This is a genomic window from Massilimicrobiota sp. SW1139, assembly GCF_012027715.1.
GTDB lineage: Bacteria > Bacillota_I > Bacilli_A > Erysipelotrichales > Coprobacillaceae > Allocoprobacillus > Allocoprobacillus merdigallinarum.
Genome location: NZ_SJOR01000001.1, coordinates 47,992 through 74,108 on the forward strand (window position 1 = coordinate 47,992; position 26,117 = coordinate 74,108).

Sequence of the window (26,117 nt, forward strand, 5' to 3'; positions counted from 1 at the left end):
TTCCACTGAGGTGGTATCATGCTGATGATTGATAAGGAACGTATTTGTATTTATGATTATCATGAAGTTCTGATGATGGATACACATTTTTTTAAAATTCAGATGCACGATTACAATTTGATTATTAGAGGAGAAAATCTACAGATTGAATATTATGATCAAAAGGAAATTCGACTTCATGGTCATGTGAAAGTGATTGAATATGATGAAAATAGGGTATGATAAATATAGTGTAGATGAGTCATTAATTTATTCATTATTGATTTATGCTAGAGATAAAAAATTAAAATTAATACATTTACAAAAAAAGGACTCACAATTTCTATTTTATCTTCCTGTTTATCAAAGATATATTTTAAAAAGATGGGATTATCCTTATCAGTATATTGAGACCATTGGCTTATTGAAATATATCTTTTTCTTATCACGACAGCATTTAAATTTTATTGGAGTGCTTTTTTTCTTCATCAGTATTTTTGTTTCATCTTATCTTATTTTTGATATTCAAATTGAAGGAACATTACCTGAGGTCAATAAGAGTATGATGAAAACTTTACAGAAAGAAAATATAGATTTGTTAAAACCACTTCAAAGCTATGAGAAATTAAATGATTTATTGCTGCAATTTAAAGATATATATAAAGAGAAAATTGAATATATGAATATTTATCAGACAGGCAGTGTTTTTCATATTGAATATACGAAACGTCGACAAGAAACAGTCAAAAAAGATGATTATCGTAATTTATATGCCAAAGAAGATGGCATGATTCAATCGTTAGATGTTAAAAGTGGTCATATTCTTGTCAAGAAAAATGATTATGTTAAAAAAGGTGATTTGCTTGTTGAAAATACAATCATATCAACCCAAAATAAAACAAAGATTATTCCAGTAGAAGGGCATGTTTACGCTTATACTTTTCATCAGTATGAAGCGAGTCTGCCTAATAAAAAACAAGATCACGGAGAAGCCTTTTACCAGCTTTTATTAAATATTCGTGCTCAGATACCAACAGAAGCTGTTATTGATAAAGAAAATGTTTTACAAATGACAAGTACACGTAGTAAAATAACGTTAAAGATGCATTATACTCTTATTGAAGATATTGCAGTCAAAGGAGAAGACAATGAAGAAAATCTTAAAGCTAGAAACATGCACAATGGATGAAATATCAAGACTTTTAGGTCAGAAGGAAGAAAATATACATTTATTAGAAGAAGCTATGCAATGTGAAATGATTGTTCGTGGTGATGAGATTGTTTTAAATGATACAGAAATCAAAAATCAGGAAGTTGAAGATATGATTCGTACTTTACTGACTTTAGTTAAGCAAGGAAAAACAATCAGTCAACGTGATATTATCTATTCTTTGAATTTAGCTAAAAATCATCAGTTGAATATGATTGATGAACTTTATCAGACAAAAATAGCAAGGACAACAAATGGAAAATTGATTTATCCAAAAACTTTAGGGCAGAAAGAATATTATAATGCTTTAAAGCGTAATGATGTTGTTTTTGCGATTGGTCCAGCAGGGACAGGAAAAACATATATGGCAGTTGTTTTTGCTGTTCAGGCATTAAAGAATAACGAAGTTCAAAAAATTGTTCTGACAAGACCGGCAGTGGAGGCGGGTGAAAGTCTGGGATTTTTACCAGGGGATTTAAAAGAAAAGGTGGATCCATATTTAAGACCTCTTTACGATGCTTTATATGATATGTTAGGTCGTGAAAAGACGGAACGCTTTATTGAAAAAGGCATTATTGAGATTGCACCACTTGCTTATATGCGTGGACGTACTTTGGAAGATGCCTATGTGATTTTGGATGAAGCACAAAATACGACTGATGCACAGATGAAAATGTTTTTAACTAGACTTGGTTTCCGTTCTAAGATGATCATTACAGGTGATATTACGCAAATAGACTTACCAAAAGGTGTAGGTAGTGGATTGAAAAAAGCTTTGCATATTTTAAAAGATGTCAAAGGTATTCGTTTTGTCTATTTGACAGCCTTAGATGTTGTTAGACATCCTGTTGTGCAGAGAATTATAGAACGTTATGAAGAAGATGAAAAAAGTGAAAATATCAATTAAATACTGATGAAAATCAGTAGTTATCCTATAATAAAAAGTGGTTCAATTATACCACTTTTTATTGCTTATTCGATTGTTTTTAAATAATGCTTTAAAACTTTTAAATGTGCCGTTGAAACAGGAAGCTGTGAAATATCATTTAAACTATATAATGATGACAATGGTTTGGAAATTGTAAAATGATAGATATGCATATACCATGTACGATGCGTAAAAACATGTTTAACCTGACCATGATATGAAACAAGAGATAATGATATATGATACTGTTTTTCAAATTCTTCAATAAAGCGATAGGGACTTTCCAACTCGTATTGAATAAAACTATATAAATTTTCCAATAATCCGGCAGGATTTTGAATCATGACATATTGATCTTGATAAGTAATAATGCCAGTTATGTAATTGAGTTCTTTATGTTTGATATTTTTTATAGAAATAGGTAATACTTTCTGTTGTCCAGATTGTCTGGCTTTACAAAAGGGGGCAATAGGACAAATTTCACATTGTGGATTTAAAGGACGACAAATAGTGGCACCAAGATCCATTAAACCTTGATTAAAGGCAGAAGCATCATAACCAATCAATAAATCGTTCACAATATGAAAAATATTCTTTTGAGCTTTTGGTAAAGCAATATTTTCAGTTAAGGCATATAATCGTGAGATAATTCTTAACACATTGCCGTCAATGGCAGGAGTAGACAATCCATAAGCAATAGAACAAATAGCTCCAGCAGTATAAGGACCAATCCCTTTGAGTTTTAAGATATTTTCATAGGTGTCAGGAAACTGTCCATCATATTTTTCGCAAATCAGTTGTGCAGTTTCATGAATATGTTTAGCTCGACGATAATAACCAAGACCTTCCCATAATTTATAAACTTCTTCTAAAGAAGCACTAGCCAATTTATCAATAGTATCAAATGTTTGAATAAAACGTTTATAATAGGGAATGACTGCTTCGGTTGTTGTTTGTTGTAACATAATTTCACTAATCCATATGTAGTAAGGGTTCGTGGTTTCTCGCCATGGAAATTGGCGATGATTGTGGTTATACCATGAAATTAAATTATTTTGTATATTATTTTGCATCAAATCACCATAAGTATTATACTATAAAAAATAAAAAAAGAAAAAGGATGTGATTTCATGAAAGCTCAAGATCAAATTATTCATGATTCTTTAAGAGAAACAAAATTAGCAGATGAAAGATTATCTCCTTATGCAACATGTAATAGTGATTGTATTAAAGTAAAAAATACAAAAAAGAAAGCCAAAGAATTTGATATTCGATGGCCTTTTGAAGAAGATATTGATCGTGTTTTATATTCCAAAAGTTATAGCCGTTATGTCGACAAGACACAGGCATTATCTTTTTTTAGTAATGTTCACATTACTAAGCGTTCTTTACATGTCCAGTGGGTATCACGTATAGCAAGACAGATTGGTAGAGGTTTAAATCTGAATTTAGATTTAATTGAAGCTATTGCATTAGGACATGATTTAGGTCATGCGCCATATGGACATGTAGGTGAAAAAGCTATTAATGATTGTTTAGAAGAAAGAGGATTTGGCTATTTTACGCATAATGCGAATAGTGTTAGAAATTTACTGTTTATAGAAAGAAATGGAATCGGATATAATGTATCTTTACAGGTCTTAGATGGAATCTTATGCCATAATGGTGAGATTCTTTCACCTATATATAAACCAGATAGTCATAAAACAATTGAACAGTTTTGGGAAGAATATGAAAAATGTTGGCATGAGAAAGATTGTTCTTTTAAGATTTTGCCAATGACATTAGAAGGATGTGTTGTTCGTATTTCTGATGTTATTTCATATGTTGGTAAAGACATTGAAGATGCAATTAAGGTAGGTATTATTTCTATAGATGATTTACCATTAGAAGTGGTTCAAGTATTAGGTAAAGATAATAAAGCCATTATTAATCGTTTGATTGGTGATTTGGTTATTCATAGTTATCATAAACCATATTTAGAATTTTCAAAAGAAGTCTTTCATGCCTTAGAAATTCTCTTTACATTTATTTCAACACATATTCATCATCATCCCACAATATTGAAAGAAAACGAAAAATTAACACGAATGGTGAAAGAATTATATGATATTTTATATGATGATTTCATATACCGTCATTATCCTCAAAAGGGTATATGTGCTCATGTTTCAAAAATGACAGAAACTTATTGCCAATCTCCTAGTGAGTTGATTGTCAGTGATTATTTATCAGGAATGACAGACAGCTATGCTTTGCGTTTTTATGAAGAACGTTTCTTACCACGACAACAGGGGGAAATGATAGAAGACTATTAAAAAAATTGTACTTATCTTAAAAAAGTGATAAGATAAAAGAAAGAAAGGAGTCAGACTATGAAACTCATAATTGCAATTGTAAATAATGATGATAGTAATGCTGTTCAGACAGCATTGACTGAAGGCGGTTTCTTTGTTACGAAGTTAGCAACATCTGGTGGTTTTTTAAAGAAAGGAAATACAACTTTCTTTATCGGAACAAATGATGATAAAGTAGATCCAGCACTTGAGATTATAAAAGCTCATGCTAGAAAGCGTGTAGAAAAGGAACCTACGGTTCCACCTACTGAAATGGGAGAATTTTTTACACCTATCATGGTGGATGTCTTAGTTGGTGGAGCAACTGTCTTTGTAGTAGACGTAGATCGTTTTGAAAAAATTTAAAAAACAGCTTAAGCTGTTTTTTCTTTGTAAAGGAGAACATTGTGGAATTAAGAATTTTAAGAGGACATGAAATTAAAGATGCAGCGCAACTTTTTTATAATGACCAGCAATCCTTATTAGAAGTACTCACTCTTTCTCGCCAAAAGAAGCTATTTTTTATTGGAGCTTTTGAAAAGAAACTGGTAGGGGTTATTGGGATTTATGAATTTCAACACATCAAATATTTATGCGTTTTAGAAAGTTATCGTCATCAAGGTATTGCCAGTAATTTGATACGTAAAGCTATACAATTATCTTGTGATGATTTATATGTGACTGTTTCTCAAACATTAGAGTCTTTATATAAACAATTGGGCTTTGAAATTCTCGAAGATCAATTAACAGAACAAAAACTTGTTTATCGCCATCAAATTCAAAAACGTTTTACTCATTATCAGCAAGTTCATGATTTTATTGCCAGTCAAAAGCAACGTGTTTATGCCCTGGATAATTTCAAACGTTTTATGAAAGATATGGGGAATCCTCAAATTTTATTGAAATCTATTCATATTGGTGGAACAAATGGAAAAGGTTCAACAACGAATTATATACGTTCTGTATTGCAAAATGCAGGTTATAAAGTGGCAACTTTTACATCACCTGTTTTAGTAACACGTTTGGAAATTATGCGTATTAATAATCAGCACATTCAAGAAGATGAAATTATTGTTTATGCAAATCGTTATATGGATTTATGTTTGGAATATGAACTTTCTATGTTTGAAATAGAAGTCTTTATTGCGATTATGTTTTTTATTAAACATCGTGTTGATTTTGCAGTTTTTGAAGTTGGATTGGGTGGTGACCTGGATGCAACAAATATTATCTATCCAATGATTTGTGCCAATACCAATATCGGTTTAGACCATGTTGAATATTTAGGAAATACATATGAACAGATTGCACGTACAAAAGCTGGTATTGTTAAAGAAGGGATTCCCTATGTAACAGGTGAAAAGAAGAGTGAATGTTTAAATGTTTTTCAGAATATATGTGACAAATTGCATAGCCCACTTATACAAACAAGACATATAGAAAATATTCATGATCATGGTCATTATTTAACCTATGATTATCGTCATTATCATGTAAGATTAAATACATCGGCCATTTATCAATGCCAAAATAGTGCGTTAGCCATAGAAATATTGGAATATTTAAAAGAGTACGAATATTTAACCTATACTGATGAACAGCTCTTAAATGGCTTATTAGAAGCAGCCTGGGCAGGGCGCTTTGAAACTGTATGTCAGCATCCGCTTATTATTATTGATGGAGCTCATAATAAGGAAGGTATAGAAGCTTTTTATCAGTCAGCTAAAAAATATTCGCATATAAAAATTATTTTTAGTGCTTTAAAAGATAAAGATACGCACGCTATGATGGAAATGTTGTTAAAATTAACAGATGATATTACTGTTTGTGAATTTGATTTTTATCGAGCACAAACCGTTGAAAAATTGGCAGAAAACTTTCCTGTTAAAATTGAAAAAGATTGGCATAAAGCCATTGATCAGGCATTTTTACATGAAGGTGTTGTTTTTGTAACGGGATCACTTTATTTTTTAGCACAGGTAAGGCCTTATATTTTAGAACATCAAAAAAATAAATAAAGAGTTGTGTTTTTGTAGAGAGTATGATATTATCGCATAGAAAAGAAAAAAGTAAGTCGGGAAAAATCTTTTCCTGACTTTTATTTTGAATGATTTGTATGACGTTTGCCTTGATTTTGTCGGATACAAGGCGAATGTAGATGAAAGAGAGGTTATATATGCAACAAGTCACTTTTTATGATTTAGGTTTATCAAAACAGGTTTTACAAGGTATTGAAATGATGGGGTATGTGATTCCTTCTCCTATTCAGGAAAAAGCTATTCCTGTATTATTGGAAGGAAAGGATATTATTGGACAGGCTCAGACTGGAACTGGAAAGACTTTGGCTTTTGGAAGTGTTTTATTATCTTGCATTAACAAAAAGGATGATGGAGTAAAAGCTTTAGTATTATCACCAACCCGTGAGCTTGCATTACAGATTGATGAAGAACTTCGACGTATTGGTAAGTATACGAGTTTATCTATTGTCAGTGTTTTTGGTGGAAGTGAAATAGAAAAACAGATTCGTTCTTTAAAAAAAGGTGCAGATATTGTTGTTGGAACACCTGGACGCGTTTTAGATTTAATGCGTCGTAAAGCATTAAAATTAGATTGTGTTGAATGGCTGGTTCTTGATGAAGCAGATGAAATGTTGAATATGGGATTTATTGATGATATTGAAACGATTTTACAGACTGTTCCTGAAGACAGACATACAGTTTTATTCTCAGCTACAATGCCAAGTGATATCAAGAAAATAGCAAGTTTTTATATGCATGAAGATTATCAGCATATTCAAATCAAAGCCAAAACAATGACAGCTTCTACGGTTTCTCAATATTATTTTGAAACGAAAGTGAATCGTCGTTTTGAAGTTCTATGCCGTATTTTAGATTCTCGAGAAATGGATAATGCGATTATATTCTGTAAAACAAAGCGTTCTGTTGATGAAGTTGTCGCAGCTATGCAACAAAAGCATTATAATGTTGAAGCTATGCATGGAGATTTATCACAAAACCAAAGAATGAATACGTTAAGAAGATTTAAAACTGGACAAATTCAATATCTGGTTGCGACAGATGTTGCAGCAAGAGGAATTGATGTGGATAATATTTCACATGTGATTAATTATGAATTGCCTCAAGATGAAGAATTGTATATTCATCGTATTGGAAGAACTGGTCGTGCCAATAAAAAAGGGGAAGCCTATTCTATTGTGACATCACGTGAGAGAAATTTCTTAAAAGCTATTGAAAAACATACATATAGTCATATTGAAAAATTAGATATTCCGGCTATTGAAGATATCTTTGATCAAAAAGTTAAAGAATTATTGTTTGATGTACAGGAAATCATGCTTAAAGGAAATATGAAACCTTTTCAAAAGATTGTAAAAGATATCCCACAGCATATGAAAAACGATGTGATTGCAGCATTACTTGCTATGTGTTATTCTCAAAGAGTTGGATATGATTATCAAAGTCTTAATGAGATGAATAAAGAAGAACAGCGTATTTTTATGACAGTAGGTTCAATGGATAAAGTTAATGTCAAAGATATTATTGATTTTTTTGTACGTTATGCAGATATTCAAAAAAGAGAAATTGGAGATATCACAATCAAAAGAAAGTTTACTTTTGTTAATCTAAGTCCAGGGGCTGCTCAAAAAGTTCTTGACTATTGTTATAATCAAAAAATTAAAGGAAGACGTGTTCGTATAGAATTAGCACAGGACGAATAAAAAACAACGAATGGCTCAAATAAATTTAAAAGAGAGTGAATGAATTTTGAAAAAAGATTCATTCACTTTTTTTAAATTCCGTCATTTTTTTATTGAATGTAAGCACTCACATAGTGTATAATATGAAAAGTAGTAACAAAGGAGGAAGTTATATGAAAAAATATGTCTACTTATTTAGTGAAGGAAATAAAGACATGCGTAACTTACTTGGTGGTAAAGGGGCTAACTTAGCTGAAATGACAAATATTGGTTTGCCTGTACCTCAAGGATTTACTGTCACAACTGAAGCCTGCACTAGATATTATGAAGACGGGAAAGTGATTGCTAAAGAAATCGAAGACCAAGTTTATGAAAAACTTGCTGAATTAGAAAAAATTACAGGAAAAACAATGGGGGATGCACATAATCCATTACTTGTTTCTGTACGTTCTGGGGCAAGAGCTTCTATGCCTGGTATGATGGATACAGTTTTAAATTTAGGAATGAACGATGAAGTGGCTAAAGGATTTACTGAAGCGACTCAAAATCCTCGTTTTGTTTATGATAGCTATCGTCGTTTTATTCAAATGTTCGCTGATGTTGTTATGGGATTCCCAAAAAGCTCATTTGAACATATGTTTGATAAAGTTAAGGAAGAAAAAGGTGTTGAATTTGATACGGATTTAACAGCTGATGATTTAAAAGAAGTTGTAGAAATCTATAAAGAAGAATATAAAAAACATGCTGGTGTAGATTTCCCTCAAGATCCTAAAGTACAAATGATGGAAGCTATTAAAGCCGTGTTTAGATCATGGAATAATGATCGTGCAATTACTTATAGACGTTTAAATGATATCCCAGGAAGCTGGGGAACAGCTGTAAACGTTCAAGAAATGGTTTATGGTAACCGTGGTGAAACTTCTGGTACAGGTGTTGCCTTTACAAGAAACCCTGCTACTGGTGAAAAGAAATTATATGGTGAATACTTAATGAACGCTCAAGGTGAAGACGTTGTTGCTGGTATTCGTACACCTCAAACAATTGATACATTAAAAGAAGTTATGCCAGATTGCTATGATCAATTTGTAAAAATTAATAAAATCCTTGAAGATCATTACAAAGATATGCAAGATATGGAATTTACAATTGAAGATGGTAAATTATTCATGCTTCAAACACGTAATGGAAAAAGAACAGCTGCTGCTGCTTTAAAGATTGCTGTTGATCTTGTTAATGAAGGTATGATTACTAAGGAAGAAGCTTTATTAAAAGTTGAACCTAAACAATTAGATCAATTATTACATCCAAACTTTGATGATGTATCATTACGTTGTGCACATGTTGTAGCTACTGGTTTAGCTGCTTCTCCAGGTGCCGCTACTGGTCGTATCTATTTTACTGCTGAAGATGTTATTGAAGCATCAAAGAATGGTGTTCAAGATATCTTATTAGTTCGTCTTGAAACTTCACCTGAAGATATTGAAGGTATGAATATTGCTCATGGTATCTTGACAATTCGTGGTGGTATGACATCACATGCTGCAGTTGTTGCCAGAGGTATGGGAACTTGCTGCGTTTGTGGATGTGGTTCATTAAAGATTGATGAAGAAAATAAAATTTTAACTACACCTGATGGTAAACAATATCATGAAGGTGATTATATGTCATTAGACGGAAGCACTGGTAATGTTTATGGTGAACAAATTAAAACTGTTGAACCAGAAATTAGTGGTGATTTCGAAACATTCATGGAATGGGCAGATGAAGTACGTAAATTACAAGTTCGTACAAATGCTGATACACCTAGAGATGCTTTACAGGCACGTAAATTTGGTGCAGAAGGTATTGGTCTTTGTAGAACAGAACATATGTTCTTTGAAGAAGAAAGAATTTTCAACTTTAGACGTATGATTACTGCTGAAACTGAAGAAGCAAGAAGAGAAGCACTTGAAAAAATCTTACCTTATCAAAGAAGTGACTTTAAAGAATTGTTTAAAGCTATGGAAATTTATCCAGTAACTATTCGTTTCTTGGATCCACCTTTACATGAATTCTTACCTCATACTGATGAAGAAATTCGCCCACTTGCTGAAAGCTTAGGTATGACTTTTGATGCTTTAAAAGCACGTGTTGAATCATTAAAAGAATTCAACCCAATGATGGGTCATAGAGGATGCCGTTTGGCAGTGACTTATCCAGAAATTGCTGAAATGCAAACAAGAGCTGTTATTGAAGCAGCTATCGCTGTGAATAGAGAAGGACAAAATGTTGTTCCTGAAATCATGATTCCTCTTGTTGGAGATGTTCATGAATTAAAATATGTTAAGAAAGTTGTTTGTGATACAGCAGATAAGATTATCAAAGAAGCTGGTGTAGAATTACCATACAAAGTTGGTACTATGATTGAAATCCCAAGAGCTGCTTTAACTGCTGATAAAATTGCTGAAGAAGCTGAATTCTTTAGCTTTGGAACAAATGACTTAACTCAGATGACTTATGGATTCAGCCGTGATGATGCTGCAAAATTCTTAGGTGATTACTATAGTAAACAAATCTTTGAATCAGATCCATTTGCTAAAGTAGACCAAGAAGGTGTCGGAGAATTAATGAGAATTGCTATTGAAAAAGGTAAGAAAACTCGTCCTGATATCAAACTTGGAATCTGTGGTGAACATGGTGGAGAAGCAAGCACTGTTGAATTCTGCCATAAATTAGGATTAACATATGTTTCATGTTCTCCATTCCGTGTACCATTAGCGCGTTTAGCTGCTGCACAAGCTGCTGTTAAAGAAAAAATGGGAATTGAATAATTGAAATACAAAGGGTATGATGCATTATCATACCTTTTTTTATCGACGGATTTATCCAACTATGATATAATAATGGCAAAGTGCAGGTGGTTTTATGAAAATACAGTTAAATTTAGATAGCTTGGCTGTCCTTTTATTTTGTGGAGATTTGGTTGTTGATAATACAGCCGCTCTTTCTCAAGATGAATGGTATAATGTAGAACGTAAATTGAAAAGTTCTACTAAAAAAACGCCATCTAAATTATTTGGTATGAATAAAGATACTTTAATAGATATTTTAGGTATTGAAGAATATATTGCTTATAAGATGATTGCAAGATTATCAACAATTAATGAATTGTTATTTGCTTTGTCTAATCTTGAAAATGAGGGTATTTCCATTACTACAAAATACGAAGATAATTATCCTACTGTTTTAACGACAACTCTAAAAAAACGAGCACCTTTGTATTTATATTATGTTGGTGATATGTCTTTGACTCAAAATCATATGGTATCTGTTGTAGGACCACAGGAACTTGAAAAGAGATTAAATACTTACACAAAAAATATTGTCACAAAAGTTTATGATGAGCAAAAAGTATTGGTTGCTAATGGAACAAAGGGAACAGATGCATATGCATTGAAAACTTTTTTAAATTTAGGTGGAAATGCAATCTGTTTTGTGAGTGATCATATGTTTGATAAAAAGAAAACTTATTCTCGATATATCAAAGATGGACGTATGTTACTCATGAGTGCAGTTGATCCATTTGCATATTTCAATGTAACAAATGCTTTAGATCGAAATATTTACGTTTGTGGTTTAAGTGATATACAAATTATTACAGCTACACATATTAATAGTGGTGCAGTATGGTTTACGACGATTCAAAATTTTCATTATCATTGGACTAAACAAATGGTTCTTGATGATAATCGTTATGGTGGTAATATTCGTTTGTTAGAAATGGGAGCTATTAAAATGAGTTATGATGATGTTTTGTCATTGTTAACACTTGATCAGATTATTGAAAAAAATGAAGTTGTTAAGGAGGAGGAAGAAGTTCTTGTAGATCAAATGTCTATCTATGAGTTCTTGGATGAATAATATGTTAAATAGGTTGATGTGGCAATTTAAGAAAGCTCCAATTACAGTTTCTCTGATTGGTATATGTATTATTGTTTATATTTTAAGTTTTTTTCTGTTTGGTGAAGAAATGACAGCTTATGAAGGACTATTTTTTGGTGGTTATAATCCTGTATATGTAATGGTAACGCATGAATATTATCGTCTTTTTACAGCCAATTTCATTCATTTTGGATTTCTTCATTTAGCTGTTAACTGTTATTCGCTTTATGGTTTGGGAATGTTTATTGAAAAATCACTGGATTTTAAAAAATATCTTATTTTAATTATTGTCACTGCTTTTATGACAACTGGACTGCCTTATATTTTTTATCTGTTGACTGGATATGGGGCTAATGTTGTAAGTGGTGGAATTAGTGGTGTTATTTTTGGATTGATTGGAGCTTTAGGAGCTTTAGCTTTACATTATCACTATATTTATATGGATATTTTCAAACAATTGGCACCTAATGTTATTTTGATGTTGGTTATTTCATTTGTTATTCCATCTATTTCATTATCAGGACATTTAGCTGGTTTAGTGAGTGGATTTATTTGTACATATATTTTATTGATGTTTAAACATCAAAAACATGTTATTCATTAATTGGAGGTAAGTTATGTCATTTCAGGATAAATACAAAGAATATAAAGAAAGACAAGAAGCAAAGAAATATTTTCGTTCTAATAATGATCAGTTTTTAAATTCTACACAATGGAGTAAAGTTATTGGTTTAGGATTATTGACTGCCATTGCGAGTGGTGTAGTACTTGGAATTGTGATTCACTCTTTACATATTACATCATCATTATTTTATATTATATGTGCTTTGGTTGTTGCTGGAGCAGTGACTAAAATATCACAAATTCATTCATCACAAATGGCTATTTTAAGTGTGATTTTAACTGTTATCTGTTATGTCGTGGGTGAAATGACTATGATCTATCTTCCTTTACATGAAGCAGGTATGGGTATGCAATTTATATCATTGTTAGATATTTTCACTTTAAGTGTTCGTTCACTGTTTGTAGGAGATTTGTTTACAACAGTTGTTGCTGTTATTGGATTATTTATTGCTTATGCAAGTGCGAAATAAAAACCCGAGAAATCGGGTTTTATTTTTTTGAATGAAAATCTGGTTGATAATATTTTTGTACATATTCTTCATAGAGTTCTTTGAATCTTTCATAGTGGACAATTTCTCTTTGTCGTAAGAAAGATAATGGGGCCAATAATTCAGGATCACGAGTTTGATTCATTAAATTTTCATAAATAGCTCTCGCTTTTTGTTCAGCAGCACAATTTTCGGCTAAATCTGCAACAGGATCACCTGTTGATGCAATTGCAACAGCATTAAATGCAATGCCGTTTGCATCATTTGGGAATAATGAGCATCCATGTTCAGTATAATGACTCTGTAAGCCTGCAGCTTTAATTTCTTCGATTGTAGCACCTCGTGTAAGTTGATAAACCATGGTAGAAACCATTTCCATATGTCCTAGCTCTTCACTACCAATATCTGTTAATAAAGCTTTTCCTTTTTCGTCAGGCATTGTATAGCGTTGAGTTATATAACGTGTAGAAGCAGCTAATTCACCATTTGGTCCACCAAATTGTGTAATGATATATTTCGCCATTGATAAATCTTTATTTTTAATTGCAATGGGATATTGCAATTTTTTACTATAAATCCACATTTTTAAACCTCCTTAATCTTGTTGATATTCCCAAGGCCAAGGGCCCTGTAACCAATCAAATGGGACTTTATTTTCACTGTTTTGAACCTCAAGTGGTCCATATTTTTTCTCAAATGTCATTTGTGCTTTTTTTGCTTTTTCAACATATTCCTGATATAGTTGAATCATGTTATGATCATCAGGATGTGTATCTAAATAAAGGTTGATTTCATGAGCAACAAAATTATACATTTGAACTTCTAATAAAGCATGCTGCCTGTTGTTTTCAGGTTGTAAGCAGTAATTAGAAAATCCCTGATAAGACATGTAGAGATCTTTGAATAGGTTTCCTAGTGTAATGGCTTCCTGTGGCTCAAATAATACAGGTTGGCATTGTCTAGAATGTTGTGGTGTATAGAATGGCGAAAAATAGCTTTTATCTTCTTGAAAAATATTCATATTAACCTCCTTTCATAATAGCTTATGAACCTATTTATAAAATGATAAGGACACATGTTTATTTTCAGTTCACATTTTCTTTTTATAATAGAATAGAAAGGTGGTTGGTTTTATGAAGGTTCAGGTTGTTTATACGACTCATTGTAAAGATGCTAAACTTCTTGCTGAAGATATGGCAAGATATGCTCGAACTTATGCAAAACCAATAACTGATTTTTGCTTTCAGGAAGATATTGATCTTTTAGTCATTGGATTTGAGGAATATCCATGTTTAAAAGATAAAGAATTAGAGAATTTTATATGTCAACTTTCTCGTCAACATATTCATAATTTAGCATTATTTAACTTATTTTGTTTTAAAAGCAAAGAAATGGAAAAAATTATTCAACTTTGTTTAAAACAGGATTTGCCACTTATGAGAGAAACGTATTCATGTAAAAAATCATTTAAAACAAAACATCATTTAGATGATGACATCCTTTCAGGTGGACGCGTCTATATAGAAGATATGGTTAATATATGTAATCATTATTATTAAGCTATCTATGGAATAGCTTTTTTTTGTATCAGGATTATGTTACAATAAATTTCATAAAAAGGGGGAATGGTTATGTCAAAACAATATCAATTTGAAACATTACAAATACATGCTGGTCAAAAACCTGATCCAGTAACGAAAGCAACAGGGGTACCTATCTATTTATCTAATGCTTTTACTTTTGATGATGCCAATCAGGCTAAAAATATTTTTGCATTAGAAGAAGGTGGATATTTCTATTCACGTCTATCTAATCCAACTGTTGATGTTCTACAACAAAGAATGGCTGCTTTAGATGGTGGTGTAGGAGCGGTAGCTTTTGCTTCTGGCACAGCAGCTATCATGGGATTGATTATGACTGTTTGTCAAAGTGGTGATGAAATTATTGCTGCAAATAATTTATATGGTGGAACAATTGGTTCATTATCAGGAACAATGCAGGGAATGGGATTTACTTCTCATTTTGTTAATCCACGTGATTTGGATGCTATGGAGAACTTAATTAATGAGAAAACAAAAATGATATTTGTTGAATCAGTGGGTAATCCTAATGGTGATATGTTGGATTTTGATGCGATTAGTGAAATTTGCCATCGTCATGGTTTATTATTTGTTGTAGATAATACAACTCCAACGCCTTATTTATTTAGACCTATTGAACATGGTGCTGATTTGGTTGTTTATTCTACGACAAAATATATTGCTGGACATGGAAATGTTATGGGAGGAATCATTGTGGATAGTGGCCGTTTTGATTGGCATAATGAAAGATACCCATTGATGACAACACCTGATAAAGCTTACCATGATATTGTTTATGCCGATTTAGGACAAGAGGCTTTTTGTACAAAAGCTGTTGCGAAAACATTGCGAGATTTAGGTGGATGTATGTCGCCATTTAATGCATATATGACTTTACTTGGATTAGAAACATTGTCTTTACGTATGGATAAACATGTTGAAAATTCAAGAAAGATTGCTGAATTTTTACAAAATCATGAAAAAGTGGAATGGGTAAGCTATGCTGAGTTAAAAGGTCATTCATCATATGATTTATGTCATAAATATTTTCCAAAAGGTTTTGGGGGATTGTTTACTTTTGGAGTAAAGGGTGGTTTAGAAGCTGGAAAATCAGTTATTAATCATATTCAACTTTTTACTCATGTTACAAATTTTGCTGATTCTAGAAGTCTACTCACACATCCTGCATCAACAACACATGCTCAAATGAGTGAAGAAGAAAGATTAGCTGGAGGAGTGCAACAAGGAACAATTCGTATTTCTGTAGGATTAGAGAATGTTGATGATCTGATTGCTGATTTAAATCAAGCATTTGATCAAATTTAATAAATAAAAAAGGCCTTATGAAATAAATTTCATAGGGCTTCTTTATTCAACAATCATAGCATTAGGCAAAGGTGCCTTAGGATTGTTCTTATTGAAATGATCATAGAAAAGAACACCGTCAAAATGATCGAGTTCATGTTGTAAACAAATAGATAAAAATCCTCTTGCAACAATAGTGACATCTTGATGTGTTAAAACATCATATCCTTTGACAGTTACTTTTGCATGTCTAGGAACATATCCATCTTTTTCCTCATTGACACTTAAACATCCTTCACCATCTTTTAAATAAGATTGTTTTTCTGTATAAGAAACAATTTTAGGATTAACAAGAGCATAGTCATCGGCTTTTTTTATATTTCCATCCTGATCGTATGTCAAAACATGAATAGCACACATTCTTTTTAAAATACCTAATTGTACTGCTGCGATTCCAACAGCAGGACGTAATTGATATTTTTCAGAAAGCTCTTCATCTTGTGAATTCACAAGAAATTCATGCATATCTAATAATAATTGTTCGTCTTCCTGGCTAAGAGGCATCTCTACAGGTTGAGAAATCTCACGAATCAAAGGATGATGATCATCAATAATATCTTTCATTAAAATCATGTTGTTAATCACCTCGCCATGTATTGTATCATAAACGAAAAAAATATGCTAGAAATCTAGCATATTTTTTGGATTAACAAATTTTTGTGCAACCACAGATAATAAGCAATAAGAAGACAACTAAGACAATAGCGAACCAAGTGCATCCATTATTGCAGCTAAATCCACCACAACTTGTTGTCATGACTGGAAAACTGTTGCAGCCACCACATCCAAATGGATTAAATCCAAATGTTGGCATGAAGCTATTGCATCCACATCCTCCGTAATTATAACAAGAGTTCATTGAAATCCCTCCTTTCACTTTAAACTATTCTTTATTTACAAATTTGCTAGTGTTTCTACCCAATTCCTGTTTTATTTTTAATTCATATCATGTATAATATGAAAAAGATAGGAAGTGAAGAAAATGTACGATTATCCGTTGAGTCCATTTTGGAATACCCAAGATATTATTGATGTAATGTCTTTGTATAATGCTGTTGAAAAAGCTTATGAAGAAGGTATTTCAAAAGATGAATTTATGACATGTTATCGTCGATATATAAAAGTTGTTGATTCAAAAAGTGAACAAAAACAAATTGATGCTGCTTTTGAAAAGGTTTCACATTATTCAATATATAAAGTTTTTCAAAAAGCTAAAGACAATGATTGGATTGACATGCGATGATAAATTTATTGAAAAGAATTTTTAAAAGACGTGGAGTTGATAAGACAGTTTACTTTTGTGTAGTTATTTTAACCATATATGGTATTGTGATGATTGGAAGTGCTTCAGTTGGTCAATCAGCGAAGATGGGACCTATGTATGCTTCGATGAATATGATTAAACAAGCTATTTTTGTGTTGGGTGGTTTTGCAGCGATGATTTTTTTGACACGTTGTTTTAAAAAGAGCTGGGTGAATGCCAATTCAACATGGATCTTTTATGCTATTGGTTTGGTTTTAATGTTAGCTTGTTTATTTTTTGAAGATGGAAAAGGTTCACATGCCTGGATTCGTATTGGCTCATTTACTATACAGCCTGCTGAGTTTATGAAAGTTATTATGATTCTTTTTCTGTCTTTCCATTTTGGAGAAATCGAAGAATATTGTCAGATTCCTCGAAATATCACAAGACAAAAAAAGGAAGAACTTCAAAAAAGAAAATTATGGTATTGTATACTTAGACCTATTTTAGCTATTTTTATTGCCTTTTTTGTTGGTGTCTTTTTACAAAAGGATATGGGAAGCTCTTTAATTATGGCGTTTATCTGTATGATGTTGTTTTTTATTACACCACGTCCATACTATACCAAATATAAAAAACTTGCTTTGATTTTACTGGTTATTGGTTTTATTCTTATATTGTTAAGTGCAACTTTCATATTAAAACCATATCAGTTAGGTCGTATTTATACCTGGTTAAATCCTTTGGGTGATATTGAAGGTGATGGCTGGCAATTAACGAATGCATTGATTGCTTTCGCGACAGGTGGTTTATTTGGAAAAGGGTTTGGATCATCAACTCAAAAGTATGGCTATATACCTGAATCACATAATGACTTTATTGTGGCCATTATTTATGAGGAATTAGGTTTGGTTGGTTTCATGCTGTTTTTAATTCCTTATGTGATTATTATATATAAGATGTTTCATTATGCATTAAGAATTAAGGATACAAAAAGTAAATTAATTCTTTATGGAGTAGGATTATATTTCTTTACTCATTTATTAGTGAATGTTGGAGGAGTTTCTGGCTTTATTCCTATGACAGGAGTTCCATTGTTATTGATTTCTTCAGGGGGTTCTTCAACTTTGGCAGCTATGATGGGATTAGGAATTGCTCAATCTATCATTGCAAAATATAATCGTGATCTTTTAAAAGAACAAATGGAATAAAATTGCATATGTTATTAATGGTGAGAATATGCAAATTGATGATTTTAAAGCTTTTGTGAAAACAATACCAGCTATTCGCGAAGAAGTTGTAAAAGGACGTTATACCTGGCAGCAACTTTATGAATTTTATGTTTTATATGGTGAAGATGACAAAATGTGGGAACCTTATAAACATAATAGGACAGACTTGACTGGGTTGTTAGATATTTTAAAAAATGTTGATTTAGATGCTCTTTCAAAAAGTTTTGAGGGGTTGCAAAAAATCTTAGATCTTGTTAGCACTTTTGTTGTTAAAGAACAACCAAAGTCTCAAAACAGGCAGTGGTACGATGATTAATGAGGAGTTGCGTCAATATTTAAGAATGCACCCAAAATGGTATTTGATTTTATCGCGCTATCCTCAAGAGTTTCCAACACTTTTACGACAATATAAAGTAGAAAATAAAATGACTTTTGCTGATCGTATTGAAAGAGTAGGAACTTTATTACAGATGTTAGATATGTTATTGTAGGTGAAAAATATGTATGAAATGATTGATGAACTAATGGATGCTATTTTTAAAACAGAAGAATTTGAAAAATATAATCAGGCACAATGTCATTTGTATCATGATCAGACTGTTGCATTACTATCAAGGTATCAAAGTTTGAAGGAAGATTATTTAAAAATAAAAGACTATCCTGGAGATATTGGTCAACAGTCATTAAAAAAAGAGTTACAGCAAGTTCAATATGAGATGAGTCAAAATTCTATTATTCAGAATTATTATCAGGCTTATGATCAATTGAATGACTTGTTAGAAAAAGTCACATGTATTGTTTTTAAGAATATAAGTGATGATTTACAAATAGAACGTTTTCAATTGTGAGGTATAATTCATGAGAGTCATTGCAGGAAAATTAAAGAGTCGTCAACTTAAAAGTGTTGATTCTAAATTAACACGACCTACAACAGATAAAAACAAAGAAAATTTATTCAATATGATAGGTCCTTATTTTCAAGGTGGTACATGTTTAGATTTGTTCGCTGGTAGTGGTGGACTTGGAATTGAGGCTATTAGTCGTGGTATGGATCAATTGTATAGTGTTGATAAACAATATCGTGCTTTTTTAACAGTGAAAGACAATGTAAAAGCATTAAAGATTGAAGATGTTGTTCATATTTATAAGATGGATTATTGGAAAGCTTTATTAAAGTTTGCTCAGGAGAATATTTGCTTTGATTTGGTTTTACTTGATCCACCTTATAGTATGAAGGTTCATCAGAAAATATTGGATTTTCTGGTTGAAAATCATATGTTGAATGATGATTGTATTATTGTTATAGAAGATTTAAAAGAAGAAGCCATTGATGTTAAAGAACCATTTATATTAAAGAAACAACAAATTTATGGGATTACATCATTACAAATATTAATATATAAGGAGAATAAATCATGAATGCAGTATATGCTGGAACATTTGATCCGGTTACATGTGGTCATTTGGATATTATTGAACGTGCAAGTAAGATGTATGATGTTTTGTATGTCACTATATTTGTCAATCCACAAAAAACAACATTGTTTTCTCTTGAAGAACGTTTGGCGCTTTTAAAAGAGGTGACAAAAACTTACGCTAATGTTCGTGTGGATTTTAGTGATGATTTAGCAGTATCTTATGCTAAAAAAATGAATGCACCCATACTGGTACGAGGTTTACGTGCAACGATGGATTTTGAATATGAATTACAGCTGGCCTTTTCAAATCAATATTTAGATGATAGTGTGGATATGATTTTTTTAATGACGAGGCCTAATCATTCTTATATTTCTTCTTCATCAGTCAAAGAAATTGCTTCACACCATCGTTGTGTAACAGGCTTGGTACCACCGATTGTGGAAAAAGCATTACATGAAAAATTTGGGTAATATAAATAAGGGAGGATTTATGAAAAGAATTGTTGATTTAAATGAATTGTCTTTAGAACAGATTCAAAATATTATTGATGAGGCTATTGCTTTTAAAAATGGTAAAGTGATTGATTATCACCAAAAGAAAGTTGTTGCCAATCTTTTTTTTGAGCCATCAACAAGAACTCATTATAGTTTTGATATGGCTGCTGGTAATTTAGGCTGCCGTACTCAAAATTTTGAGGCCAGTAATTCAAGTTTAAAGAAAGGTGAAACTTTGTATGATACTTGTAAATTATTTGAAAGTATCGGTTGTGATGCTTTAGTTATTCGTCATCCTGAAGAAGATTATTTTAAACAGCTAGAAAAGCTTAATGTTCCTATTTTAAATGCTGGTGATGGTAAAGGAAATCATCCTTCACAATCTTTACTTGATTTAATGACTATTAAAGAAGAATTTGGACATTTTGAAGGATTAAATGTTGTTATTGTGGGTGATATTTTACATTCACGTGTTGCTCATTCTAATTATCATGTTATGCAAAGACTTGGTATGAATGTATATACTTCTGGACCATTGGAATATAAACAGGAAGGCTACAACTATGTTGATTTTGATGATGTTATTGAAGACATGGATATTGTTATGCTTTTAAGAGTTCAACATGAACGACATGTTGGAGACGAGAATTTTTCTAAAGAAAAATATCATCAGATTTATGGATTATCTTTAGAAAGATATCAACGTTTAAAGGAAACAGCTATTATTATGCATCCTGCTCCTATTAATCGTGATGTAGAAATTAAAGACGAATTGGTAGAAAGTGAGAAGAGTCGTATTTTTACACAAATGCAAAATGGTGTTTTTGTAAGAATGGCAATGCTTCATAAGGTGTTAGAAAATGAATAATTACTTATTAAAAAACGCTTATTTATATAATCAGGGTATTTTTCAAAAAACAGATATTTTAGTCAAAGATGGTTATATTGAAGAGATATCTTCAAATATCGAAAACGGTGATATGCCTGTCATTGATTTACAAGGTAAGTTGGTTTCACATAATTTTATAGATATACATACACATTTAAGAGAACCAGGATATGAACATAAAGAAACAATTCATACGGGAAGTTTAAGTGCATTATATGGTGGATATGGTACAATTGTAGCTATGGCGAACACAAATCCATGCATGGATGATATTGAAACAGTTTTAGATTTCAAACATAGGGTTGAACAAGATGGTTGTGTTAACATCTATACATATAGTGCAATTACTCAAAATCTTCAAGGTCAGAAATTAGTAGATATGGCACGTCTTATTGATGAAGATATAGTCGTAGGTTTTTCCGATGATGGTAAAGGTGTTCAAAGTGATGAGATGATGGAATTGGCTATGCAGTTGGCAAGTAATTTAGATTCTATTATTGTCGCTCATTGTGAAGATGAAAGTGAACTGCATGGTGGTTGTATACATGAAGGACGTTATGCTAAAGAACATCATTTAATAGGTATTAATAGTGCTTCAGAGTATAAGCAGGTAGCAAGAGATTTAGAGATAGTTAGGCAATATCACAATCGTTATCATGTTTGTCATATTTCTACAAAAGAAACTGTAGCTTTATTAAATGAAGCTCAAAAAGAAGGTTTATCTGTATCAGGTGAAGCTTCACCACATCATTTAATTTTAACAGAAGACAATATTAAAGATTGTCATCCCAATTTTAAGATGAATCCACCACTTAGAAGTCAAGAAGATCATCAGGCACTTATTCAAGGACTCAATGATCGTACAATCACAGTTATTGCTACTGATCATGCGCCACACGCTAGAGATGAAAAGAATACATCTATTCAAAATGCACCGTTTGGTATTATAGGTTTACAACATGCATTTCCATTATTATATACTTATTTAGTTAAGAAAAATCTGGTTTCTTTAGAAACAATTCTAGATGCTTTAACAGTTGGACCAGCTCAAGTTTTACATTTTGACTGTCAAGTTCAAACTGGTTCTTTAGCTAATTTATGTATTTTTGACCTTGATCAATCTTTTACGATTGAAGAAAAGGACTTGAAATCAAAATCAGCCAACACACCATTTTTAGGAACAACATGTTATGGTCGTATTTTTGCTAATATTATGAATGGTGAATTTATAAATTTGGAGGAAAAATAAATGGAAAACTATCAGGGAATAATGACAATTGTTTCTAAAAAAGAACTTGTCAAAGATGTATATGAAATGGTTTTAGAAGGTGAAGCTGCAAAGTTCATTCAAACACCAGGACAATTTATTAATGTCAAAATTAATGACTCATTACAGCCTTATTTAAGAAGACCTATGAGTATTTGTGATTATGATGAAAATCATATAACTATTATTTTTAAAGTTGTTGGGGAAGGAACACAGATTCTTTCACAGAAAAATATTGGTGATACTTTAGACTGTTTAACAGGACTTGGAAATGGCTTTTTAGATTTTCAGGCTCAAAAGGCAGTTGTGATTGGTGGAGGATTAGGTGTGCCACCGATGTATAATTTAGCAAAAACTTTAAAAAATCATGGTGTTGAAGTTCAGGCTGTACTTGGATTTAATAGTCAAAATGATATTTTCTATCAAAAGGAATTTATGGACATTTGTCCTACATATATAGCAACTATGGATGGAAGTGTTGGTGTTAAAGGAACTGTTATTGATGCTTTAAAAGAAAATCATATTGAATTTGATAAATATTATGCTTGTGGTCCTGAAAAAATGCTCGACGCTTTGGTTTTAACATATCCTGAAAATGGTTATCTTTCATTTGAAGCACGTATGGGATGTGGTTTTGGGGCTTGTATGGGATGCTCATGCAAAGTCAAGACAAAACCATATAAACGTATTTGTGTTGAAGGACCAGTGTTAATGTCAAGTGAGGTGATTGTCAATGGCTAATTTAAGAGTTGAATTACCTGGATTAAATATGAAAAATCCAGTTATTCCAGCAAGTGGAACATTTGGTTTTGGGTATGAGTTTACGAAATTTTATGATATCAACTGTTTAGGTTCGATGATGTTAAAGGGAACAACTTTAGAACCACGTTATGGTAATCCTTTACCAAGAATCGCAGAGGGACCAAGTGGAATGTTAAATGCTATTGGTTTACAAAATCCAGGTGTGGATGCAGTGATACATGAAGAATTAGAAAAATTACGTCCATTATACAATGATAAAGTTATTGCTAATATTGGGGGTAGTGCTATTGATGATTATGTTGAAACTGCTAAACGTCTATCTAAACATGATATGGTAGGGGCATTAGAACTTAATATTTCTTGTCCTAACGTACATGCGGGAGGAATTCAATTTGGAACTCATCCGGACATGGCTGGGGCAGTGACAAAGGCTGTAAAAGCAGTGAGTCAAAAACCTGTTTATGTAAAACTTTCTCCAAATGTCACTGATATAGTTGCTATGGCAAAAGCAGTTGAAGCAGCTGGAGCAGATGGAATTACGATGATTAATACAATGATAGGAATGCGTTTTGATATCAAAACAGGAAGACCAATTATTGCAAATAAAACAGGTGGATATAGTGGACCAGCTATTTTTCCAGTGGCTTTACGTATGGTTTATCAAGTGACTCAGGCAGTGTCTATTCCTGTTATTGGAATGGGAGGAATTGCCAGTGGTAAGGATGCTATTGAAATGATGATAGCAGGAGCTAGTGCAGTGGCTGTAGGTTGTCAAAACCTTGTTGATCCTTATGCTTGTCCTAAAATCATTCAGGAAATGAATGATATTTTGGATGACATGGGTATTGAAGATATTCATGAGATTATTGGAAAATCACATCAATATAAATAATGATTGAAATATATGAAAATGGACATACTAGAAATGGTGAATAGTATGTCCATTTATTTTCAACTTTTTTTAGCAAGCTTTTTTTGGGGAAGTAATGTTATTGTTATGAAATTATTGCTGAATCAGCTTCCTTTTTTATTTTTAGCATTTTTAAGAGTCTTATTATCTTTTTTATTTTTAGGTTTGTATATTTGTTTTACTCATATTCCTTTACATTGTCCAAATAAGAAGAAATTAATCATTATTGCACTTCTATCTATATATTTAAACTTCTATTTTACTTTCTTGGGTATGAATCAAGTAAAAGGGGTAGATAATGCATTTATGAATGCTTTATCTCCAACAGTAACTTTCTTATTATCATTTCTTTTTTTAAGAAATCATTATACATTTAAAGAATGGATAGCTATGTTTTTATCATTGTTTGCTTTTTTACTATCTATTCATTTTCAGATTTTTTCAATACAGATTGGATTCTTTTATCTTCTGCTTGGTATGATTCTCTATATTTCTGGTAATATTCTTATTCAAAAATGGAATATTTCTCATAGTATAAGTTTTACTTTTTTTGAATTATTATTTGGCTCTCTTTTTTTACTTGGACATTGTTTATTTGATGGACAATTGAGATTTTATCAGTTAAGTTCGTTAAATATATGGGACTGGATTTTATTTTTGGTTATTTCTGGTCTAGGGTTTGCTTTTATACAAATCACTTATATGAAAGCTATTCAACAAATTGGAGTAGTTCAAACAAGTTTCTTTTTAAGTTTAAATCCTGTGTTTACTTATATAGAATCTTTAATATTTTTAAATGAAAGTTTTGATTTGATGCATTTTATCAGTTTTTTATTATTAATGCTTTCTTTGATTATGATACAAAAAAAGAAAACTTCATGAGTTTTCTTCGTAATAGTGTATGAGAGCCTGTGTTCCTAGATTGTCTTCTTGAAGACTTTGATACATTTGTAAGACAGTATTTAAGACAGGAAGTTCTTGATGATCCATTTCCTCTTTAGCAATTTTTAAATCTTTGATAAAATGCTTGATATAAAACCCTGGCTGAAACTGTTCATCAATCATCGCTTGTCCATTATGTTCTAACTGCCAGCTGGCAGCGGCACCTTTGGTGATACATTGCATCAATATATTCATATCTAATTGATGTTCTTTGGCATAGTGAATGGCTTCACTGACACCTGCAATGGTTCCAGCAATCACTATTTGATTAGCCATTTTGGTATGTTGACCCATACCGCTTGTTCCTACATATATACTTGTACCTAGGATATCTAATATTTTTTGAACTTTTTGAAAAGTTGTATAGTCTCCACCAACCATAATAGAGAGTGTTGCATTTTTGGCTCCTAAATCTCCTCCAGATACGGGAGCATCTAAACTTTCTAACTGATGTGCTTTGGCATCGTTGTAAATTGTTTTTGCAAGTTTTGGCGATGATGTTGTCAAATCTATAAGAATAGCTCCTGGCTTAGCATTGTTTATGATTCCTTTTGGACCATAATAAATATCTTTAACATCATGAGGGTAGCCTACCATTGTCATAATTATGTCTTGATTTTGTATACATTCATAAACGCTATCTTTCCAGGTAATACCAAGATCTATTAAATCTTGTACCTTGCTTTTCGTACGTGTATAGATTGTTACATCATATCCAGCGCTAATAAGATGTTGAACCATAGGTTTACCCATAACGCCAACACCAATAAATGCTATTTTATTCATGAAATATCCTCCTTTGAAATATTT

The 26,117-nt window shown here is 31.8% G+C and carries 31 protein-coding genes; 25 read left to right on the forward strand and 6 right to left on the reverse strand.

From position 1 onward, the window contains the following. The first annotated feature begins 24 nt into the window (after positions 1 to 24). The 3 genes from E0K96_RS00235 to E0K96_RS00245 are packed head-to-tail and all read left to right on the forward strand — an operon-like array spanning position 25 to position 2,096. Entirely contained in the window at positions 25 to 222 is a 198-nt protein-coding gene (locus E0K96_RS00235; RefSeq protein ID WP_240924386.1) for a YabP/YqfC family sporulation protein, read from the forward strand. After that, positions 203 to 1,168 (forward strand): sporulation protein YqfD, encoded by a 966-nt coding sequence (locus E0K96_RS00240; protein ID WP_168080314.1) that lies wholly within the window; start codon positions 203 to 205, stop codon positions 1,166 to 1,168. Before E0K96_RS00235 ends, E0K96_RS00240 begins: the two co-directional genes overlap by 20 nt. Beyond that, complete coding sequence (locus E0K96_RS00245; RefSeq protein WP_168080316.1) at positions 1,128 to 2,096, forward strand: PhoH family protein; 969 nt, start codon at positions 1,128 to 1,130, stop codon at positions 2,094 to 2,096. Before E0K96_RS00240 ends, E0K96_RS00245 begins: the two co-directional genes overlap by 41 nt. Before the next feature lie 65 nt (positions 2,097 to 2,161). Here the strand turns inward: E0K96_RS00245 and mutY are convergent, their stop codons facing one another. Beyond that, a complete protein-coding gene (mutY, locus tag E0K96_RS00250; protein ID WP_168080318.1) occupies positions 2,162 to 3,190 on the reverse strand; it encodes an A/G-specific adenine glycosylase in 1,029 nt (342 codons plus the stop codon). Positions 3,191 to 3,247: 57 nt separating this feature from the next. On the opposite strand from mutY, the gene E0K96_RS00255 reads away from it, so the two are divergent. The 8 genes from E0K96_RS00255 (at position 3,248) to E0K96_RS00290 (ending at position 13,186) form a co-directional block, all read left to right on the forward strand. Beyond that, entirely contained in the window at positions 3,248 to 4,435 is a 1,188-nt protein-coding gene (locus tag E0K96_RS00255; RefSeq protein ID WP_168080320.1) for a deoxyguanosinetriphosphate triphosphohydrolase family protein, read from the forward strand. Positions 4,436 to 4,492: 57 nt separating this feature from the next. Continuing rightward, complete coding sequence (locus tag E0K96_RS00260) at positions 4,493 to 4,819, forward strand: cyclic-di-AMP receptor (protein WP_087245748.1); 327 nt, start codon at positions 4,493 to 4,495, stop codon at positions 4,817 to 4,819. Positions 4,820 to 4,860: 41 nt separating this feature from the next. Next, positions 4,861 to 6,471: a GNAT family N-acetyltransferase gene (locus tag E0K96_RS00265; RefSeq protein WP_168080322.1), complete on the forward strand. Its 1,611-nt coding sequence runs from the start codon at positions 4,861 to 4,863 to the stop codon at positions 6,469 to 6,471. Between the two features lie 140 nt (positions 6,472 to 6,611). After that, on the forward strand, positions 6,612 to 8,192 hold the full coding sequence (locus tag E0K96_RS00270) for a DEAD/DEAH box helicase (RefSeq protein WP_240924388.1): 1,581 nt from the start codon (positions 6,612 to 6,614) through the stop codon (positions 8,190 to 8,192). A 152-nt stretch (positions 8,193 to 8,344) separates the two neighbouring features. Then, complete coding sequence (ppdK, locus tag E0K96_RS00275; protein WP_168080324.1) at positions 8,345 to 10,981, forward strand: pyruvate, phosphate dikinase; 2,637 nt, start codon at positions 8,345 to 8,347, stop codon at positions 10,979 to 10,981. Positions 10,982 to 11,075: 94 nt separating this feature from the next. Then, on the forward strand, positions 11,076 to 12,071 hold the full coding sequence (locus tag E0K96_RS00280; protein ID WP_087245740.1) for a DNA-processing protein DprA: 996 nt from the start codon (positions 11,076 to 11,078) through the stop codon (positions 12,069 to 12,071). Beyond that, positions 12,052 to 12,696 (forward strand): rhomboid family intramembrane serine protease, encoded by a 645-nt coding sequence (locus tag E0K96_RS00285; RefSeq protein ID WP_206080490.1) that lies wholly within the window; start codon positions 12,052 to 12,054, stop codon positions 12,694 to 12,696. The genes E0K96_RS00280 and E0K96_RS00285 overlap by 20 nt, the downstream gene beginning before the upstream one ends. A 13-nt stretch (positions 12,697 to 12,709) precedes the next feature. Continuing rightward, entirely contained in the window at positions 12,710 to 13,186 is a 477-nt protein-coding gene (locus E0K96_RS00290; protein WP_168080326.1) for a hypothetical protein, read from the forward strand. 19 nt (positions 13,187 to 13,205) lie between these two features. Here the strand turns inward: E0K96_RS00290 and E0K96_RS00295 are convergent, their stop codons facing one another. Further along, positions 13,206 to 13,787, reverse strand: a complete 582-nt coding sequence (locus E0K96_RS00295) for a manganese catalase family protein (protein WP_168080328.1) — start codon at positions 13,785 to 13,787, stop codon at positions 13,206 to 13,208. Positions 13,788 to 13,799: 12 nt separating this feature from the next. Then, the gene (locus E0K96_RS00300) at positions 13,800 to 14,225 is read right to left on the reverse strand and encodes a spore coat protein CotJB (RefSeq protein WP_168080330.1); all 426 of its coding nucleotides are present in this window, start codon (positions 14,223 to 14,225) and stop codon (positions 13,800 to 13,802) included. A gap of 112 nt (positions 14,226 to 14,337) precedes the next feature. Between E0K96_RS00300 and E0K96_RS00305 the strand changes: the two genes are divergently transcribed. After that, positions 14,338 to 14,763, forward strand: a complete 426-nt coding sequence (locus tag E0K96_RS00305) for a hypothetical protein (RefSeq protein WP_168080332.1) — start codon at positions 14,338 to 14,340, stop codon at positions 14,761 to 14,763. Positions 14,764 to 14,835: 72 nt separating this feature from the next. Further along, positions 14,836 to 16,110, forward strand: a complete 1,275-nt coding sequence (locus tag E0K96_RS00310; protein WP_168080334.1) for an O-acetylhomoserine aminocarboxypropyltransferase/cysteine synthase family protein — start codon at positions 14,836 to 14,838, stop codon at positions 16,108 to 16,110. 42 nt (positions 16,111 to 16,152) lie between these two features. On the opposite strand, the gene def is transcribed toward E0K96_RS00310, so the two are convergent. Continuing rightward, positions 16,153 to 16,722: a peptide deformylase gene (def, locus tag E0K96_RS00315; protein WP_087245914.1), complete on the reverse strand. Its 570-nt coding sequence runs from the start codon at positions 16,720 to 16,722 to the stop codon at positions 16,153 to 16,155. 73 nt (positions 16,723 to 16,795) lie between these two features. Next, positions 16,796 to 17,008 (reverse strand): hypothetical protein, encoded by a 213-nt coding sequence (locus E0K96_RS00320; RefSeq protein WP_087245912.1) that lies wholly within the window; start codon positions 17,006 to 17,008, stop codon positions 16,796 to 16,798. Positions 17,009 to 17,131: 123 nt separating this feature from the next. On the opposite strand from E0K96_RS00320, the gene E0K96_RS00325 reads away from it, so the two are divergent. Genes E0K96_RS00325 through E0K96_RS00380 form a run of 12 tightly spaced genes read left to right on the forward strand, consistent with a single transcriptional unit; the run spans position 17,132 to position 25,247 of the window. After that, entirely contained in the window at positions 17,132 to 17,392 is a 261-nt protein-coding gene (locus E0K96_RS00325; RefSeq protein WP_168080336.1) for a UPF0223 family protein, read from the forward strand. Positions 17,393 to 17,400: 8 nt separating this feature from the next. Then, entirely contained in the window at positions 17,401 to 18,603 is a 1,203-nt protein-coding gene (locus E0K96_RS00330; protein ID WP_240924389.1) for an FtsW/RodA/SpoVE family cell cycle protein, read from the forward strand. 28 nt (positions 18,604 to 18,631) lie between these two features. Beyond that, a complete protein-coding gene (gene ylbD / locus E0K96_RS00335) occupies positions 18,632 to 18,940 on the forward strand; it encodes a spore coat protein YlbD (protein ID WP_206080492.1) in 309 nt (102 codons plus the stop codon). Further along, positions 18,933 to 19,115: a YlbE-like family protein gene (locus E0K96_RS00340; RefSeq protein WP_087245906.1), complete on the forward strand. Its 183-nt coding sequence runs from the start codon at positions 18,933 to 18,935 to the stop codon at positions 19,113 to 19,115. Before ylbD ends, E0K96_RS00340 begins: the two co-directional genes overlap by 8 nt. A gap of 9 nt (positions 19,116 to 19,124) precedes the next feature. Further along, positions 19,125 to 19,472 (forward strand): YlbF/YmcA family competence regulator, encoded by a 348-nt coding sequence (locus E0K96_RS00345; RefSeq protein WP_168080338.1) that lies wholly within the window; start codon positions 19,125 to 19,127, stop codon positions 19,470 to 19,472. A gap of 10 nt (positions 19,473 to 19,482) precedes the next feature. Beyond that, positions 19,483 to 20,043, forward strand: coding sequence for a 16S rRNA (guanine(966)-N(2))-methyltransferase RsmD (gene rsmD, locus E0K96_RS00350; protein WP_087245902.1), 561 nt, complete (start codon positions 19,483 to 19,485; stop codon positions 20,041 to 20,043). Beyond that, on the forward strand, positions 20,040 to 20,513 hold the full coding sequence (coaD, locus tag E0K96_RS00355; protein ID WP_087245900.1) for a pantetheine-phosphate adenylyltransferase: 474 nt from the start codon (positions 20,040 to 20,042) through the stop codon (positions 20,511 to 20,513). The genes rsmD and coaD overlap by 4 nt, the downstream gene beginning before the upstream one ends. A gap of 19 nt (positions 20,514 to 20,532) precedes the next feature. Next, a complete protein-coding gene (locus E0K96_RS00360; RefSeq protein ID WP_087245898.1) occupies positions 20,533 to 21,405 on the forward strand; it encodes an aspartate carbamoyltransferase catalytic subunit in 873 nt (290 codons plus the stop codon). Then, positions 21,398 to 22,675: a dihydroorotase gene (locus E0K96_RS00365; protein WP_168080340.1), complete on the forward strand. Its 1,278-nt coding sequence runs from the start codon at positions 21,398 to 21,400 to the stop codon at positions 22,673 to 22,675. The genes E0K96_RS00360 and E0K96_RS00365 overlap by 8 nt, the downstream gene beginning before the upstream one ends. Then, entirely contained in the window at positions 22,676 to 23,434 is a 759-nt protein-coding gene (locus E0K96_RS00370) for a dihydroorotate dehydrogenase electron transfer subunit (RefSeq protein WP_087245894.1), read from the forward strand. Further along, the gene (locus E0K96_RS00375) at positions 23,427 to 24,347 is read left to right on the forward strand and encodes a dihydroorotate dehydrogenase (RefSeq protein WP_168080341.1); all 921 of its coding nucleotides are present in this window, start codon (positions 23,427 to 23,429) and stop codon (positions 24,345 to 24,347) included. The genes E0K96_RS00370 and E0K96_RS00375 overlap by 8 nt, the downstream gene beginning before the upstream one ends. Positions 24,348 to 24,392: 45 nt before the next feature. After that, positions 24,393 to 25,247, forward strand: coding sequence for a DMT family transporter (locus E0K96_RS00380; protein WP_168080343.1), 855 nt, complete (start codon positions 24,393 to 24,395; stop codon positions 25,245 to 25,247). Here E0K96_RS00380 and E0K96_RS00385 read toward each other — a convergent pair. Beyond that, positions 25,242 to 26,093 carry an NAD(P)-dependent oxidoreductase gene (locus tag E0K96_RS00385; RefSeq protein ID WP_168080345.1) on the reverse strand — a complete coding sequence of 284 codons (852 nt, stop codon included), beginning with the start codon at positions 26,091 to 26,093 and terminating at the stop codon, positions 25,242 to 25,244. The genes E0K96_RS00380 and E0K96_RS00385 overlap by 6 nt on opposite strands. Positions 26,094 to 26,117 lie beyond the last annotated feature (24 nt).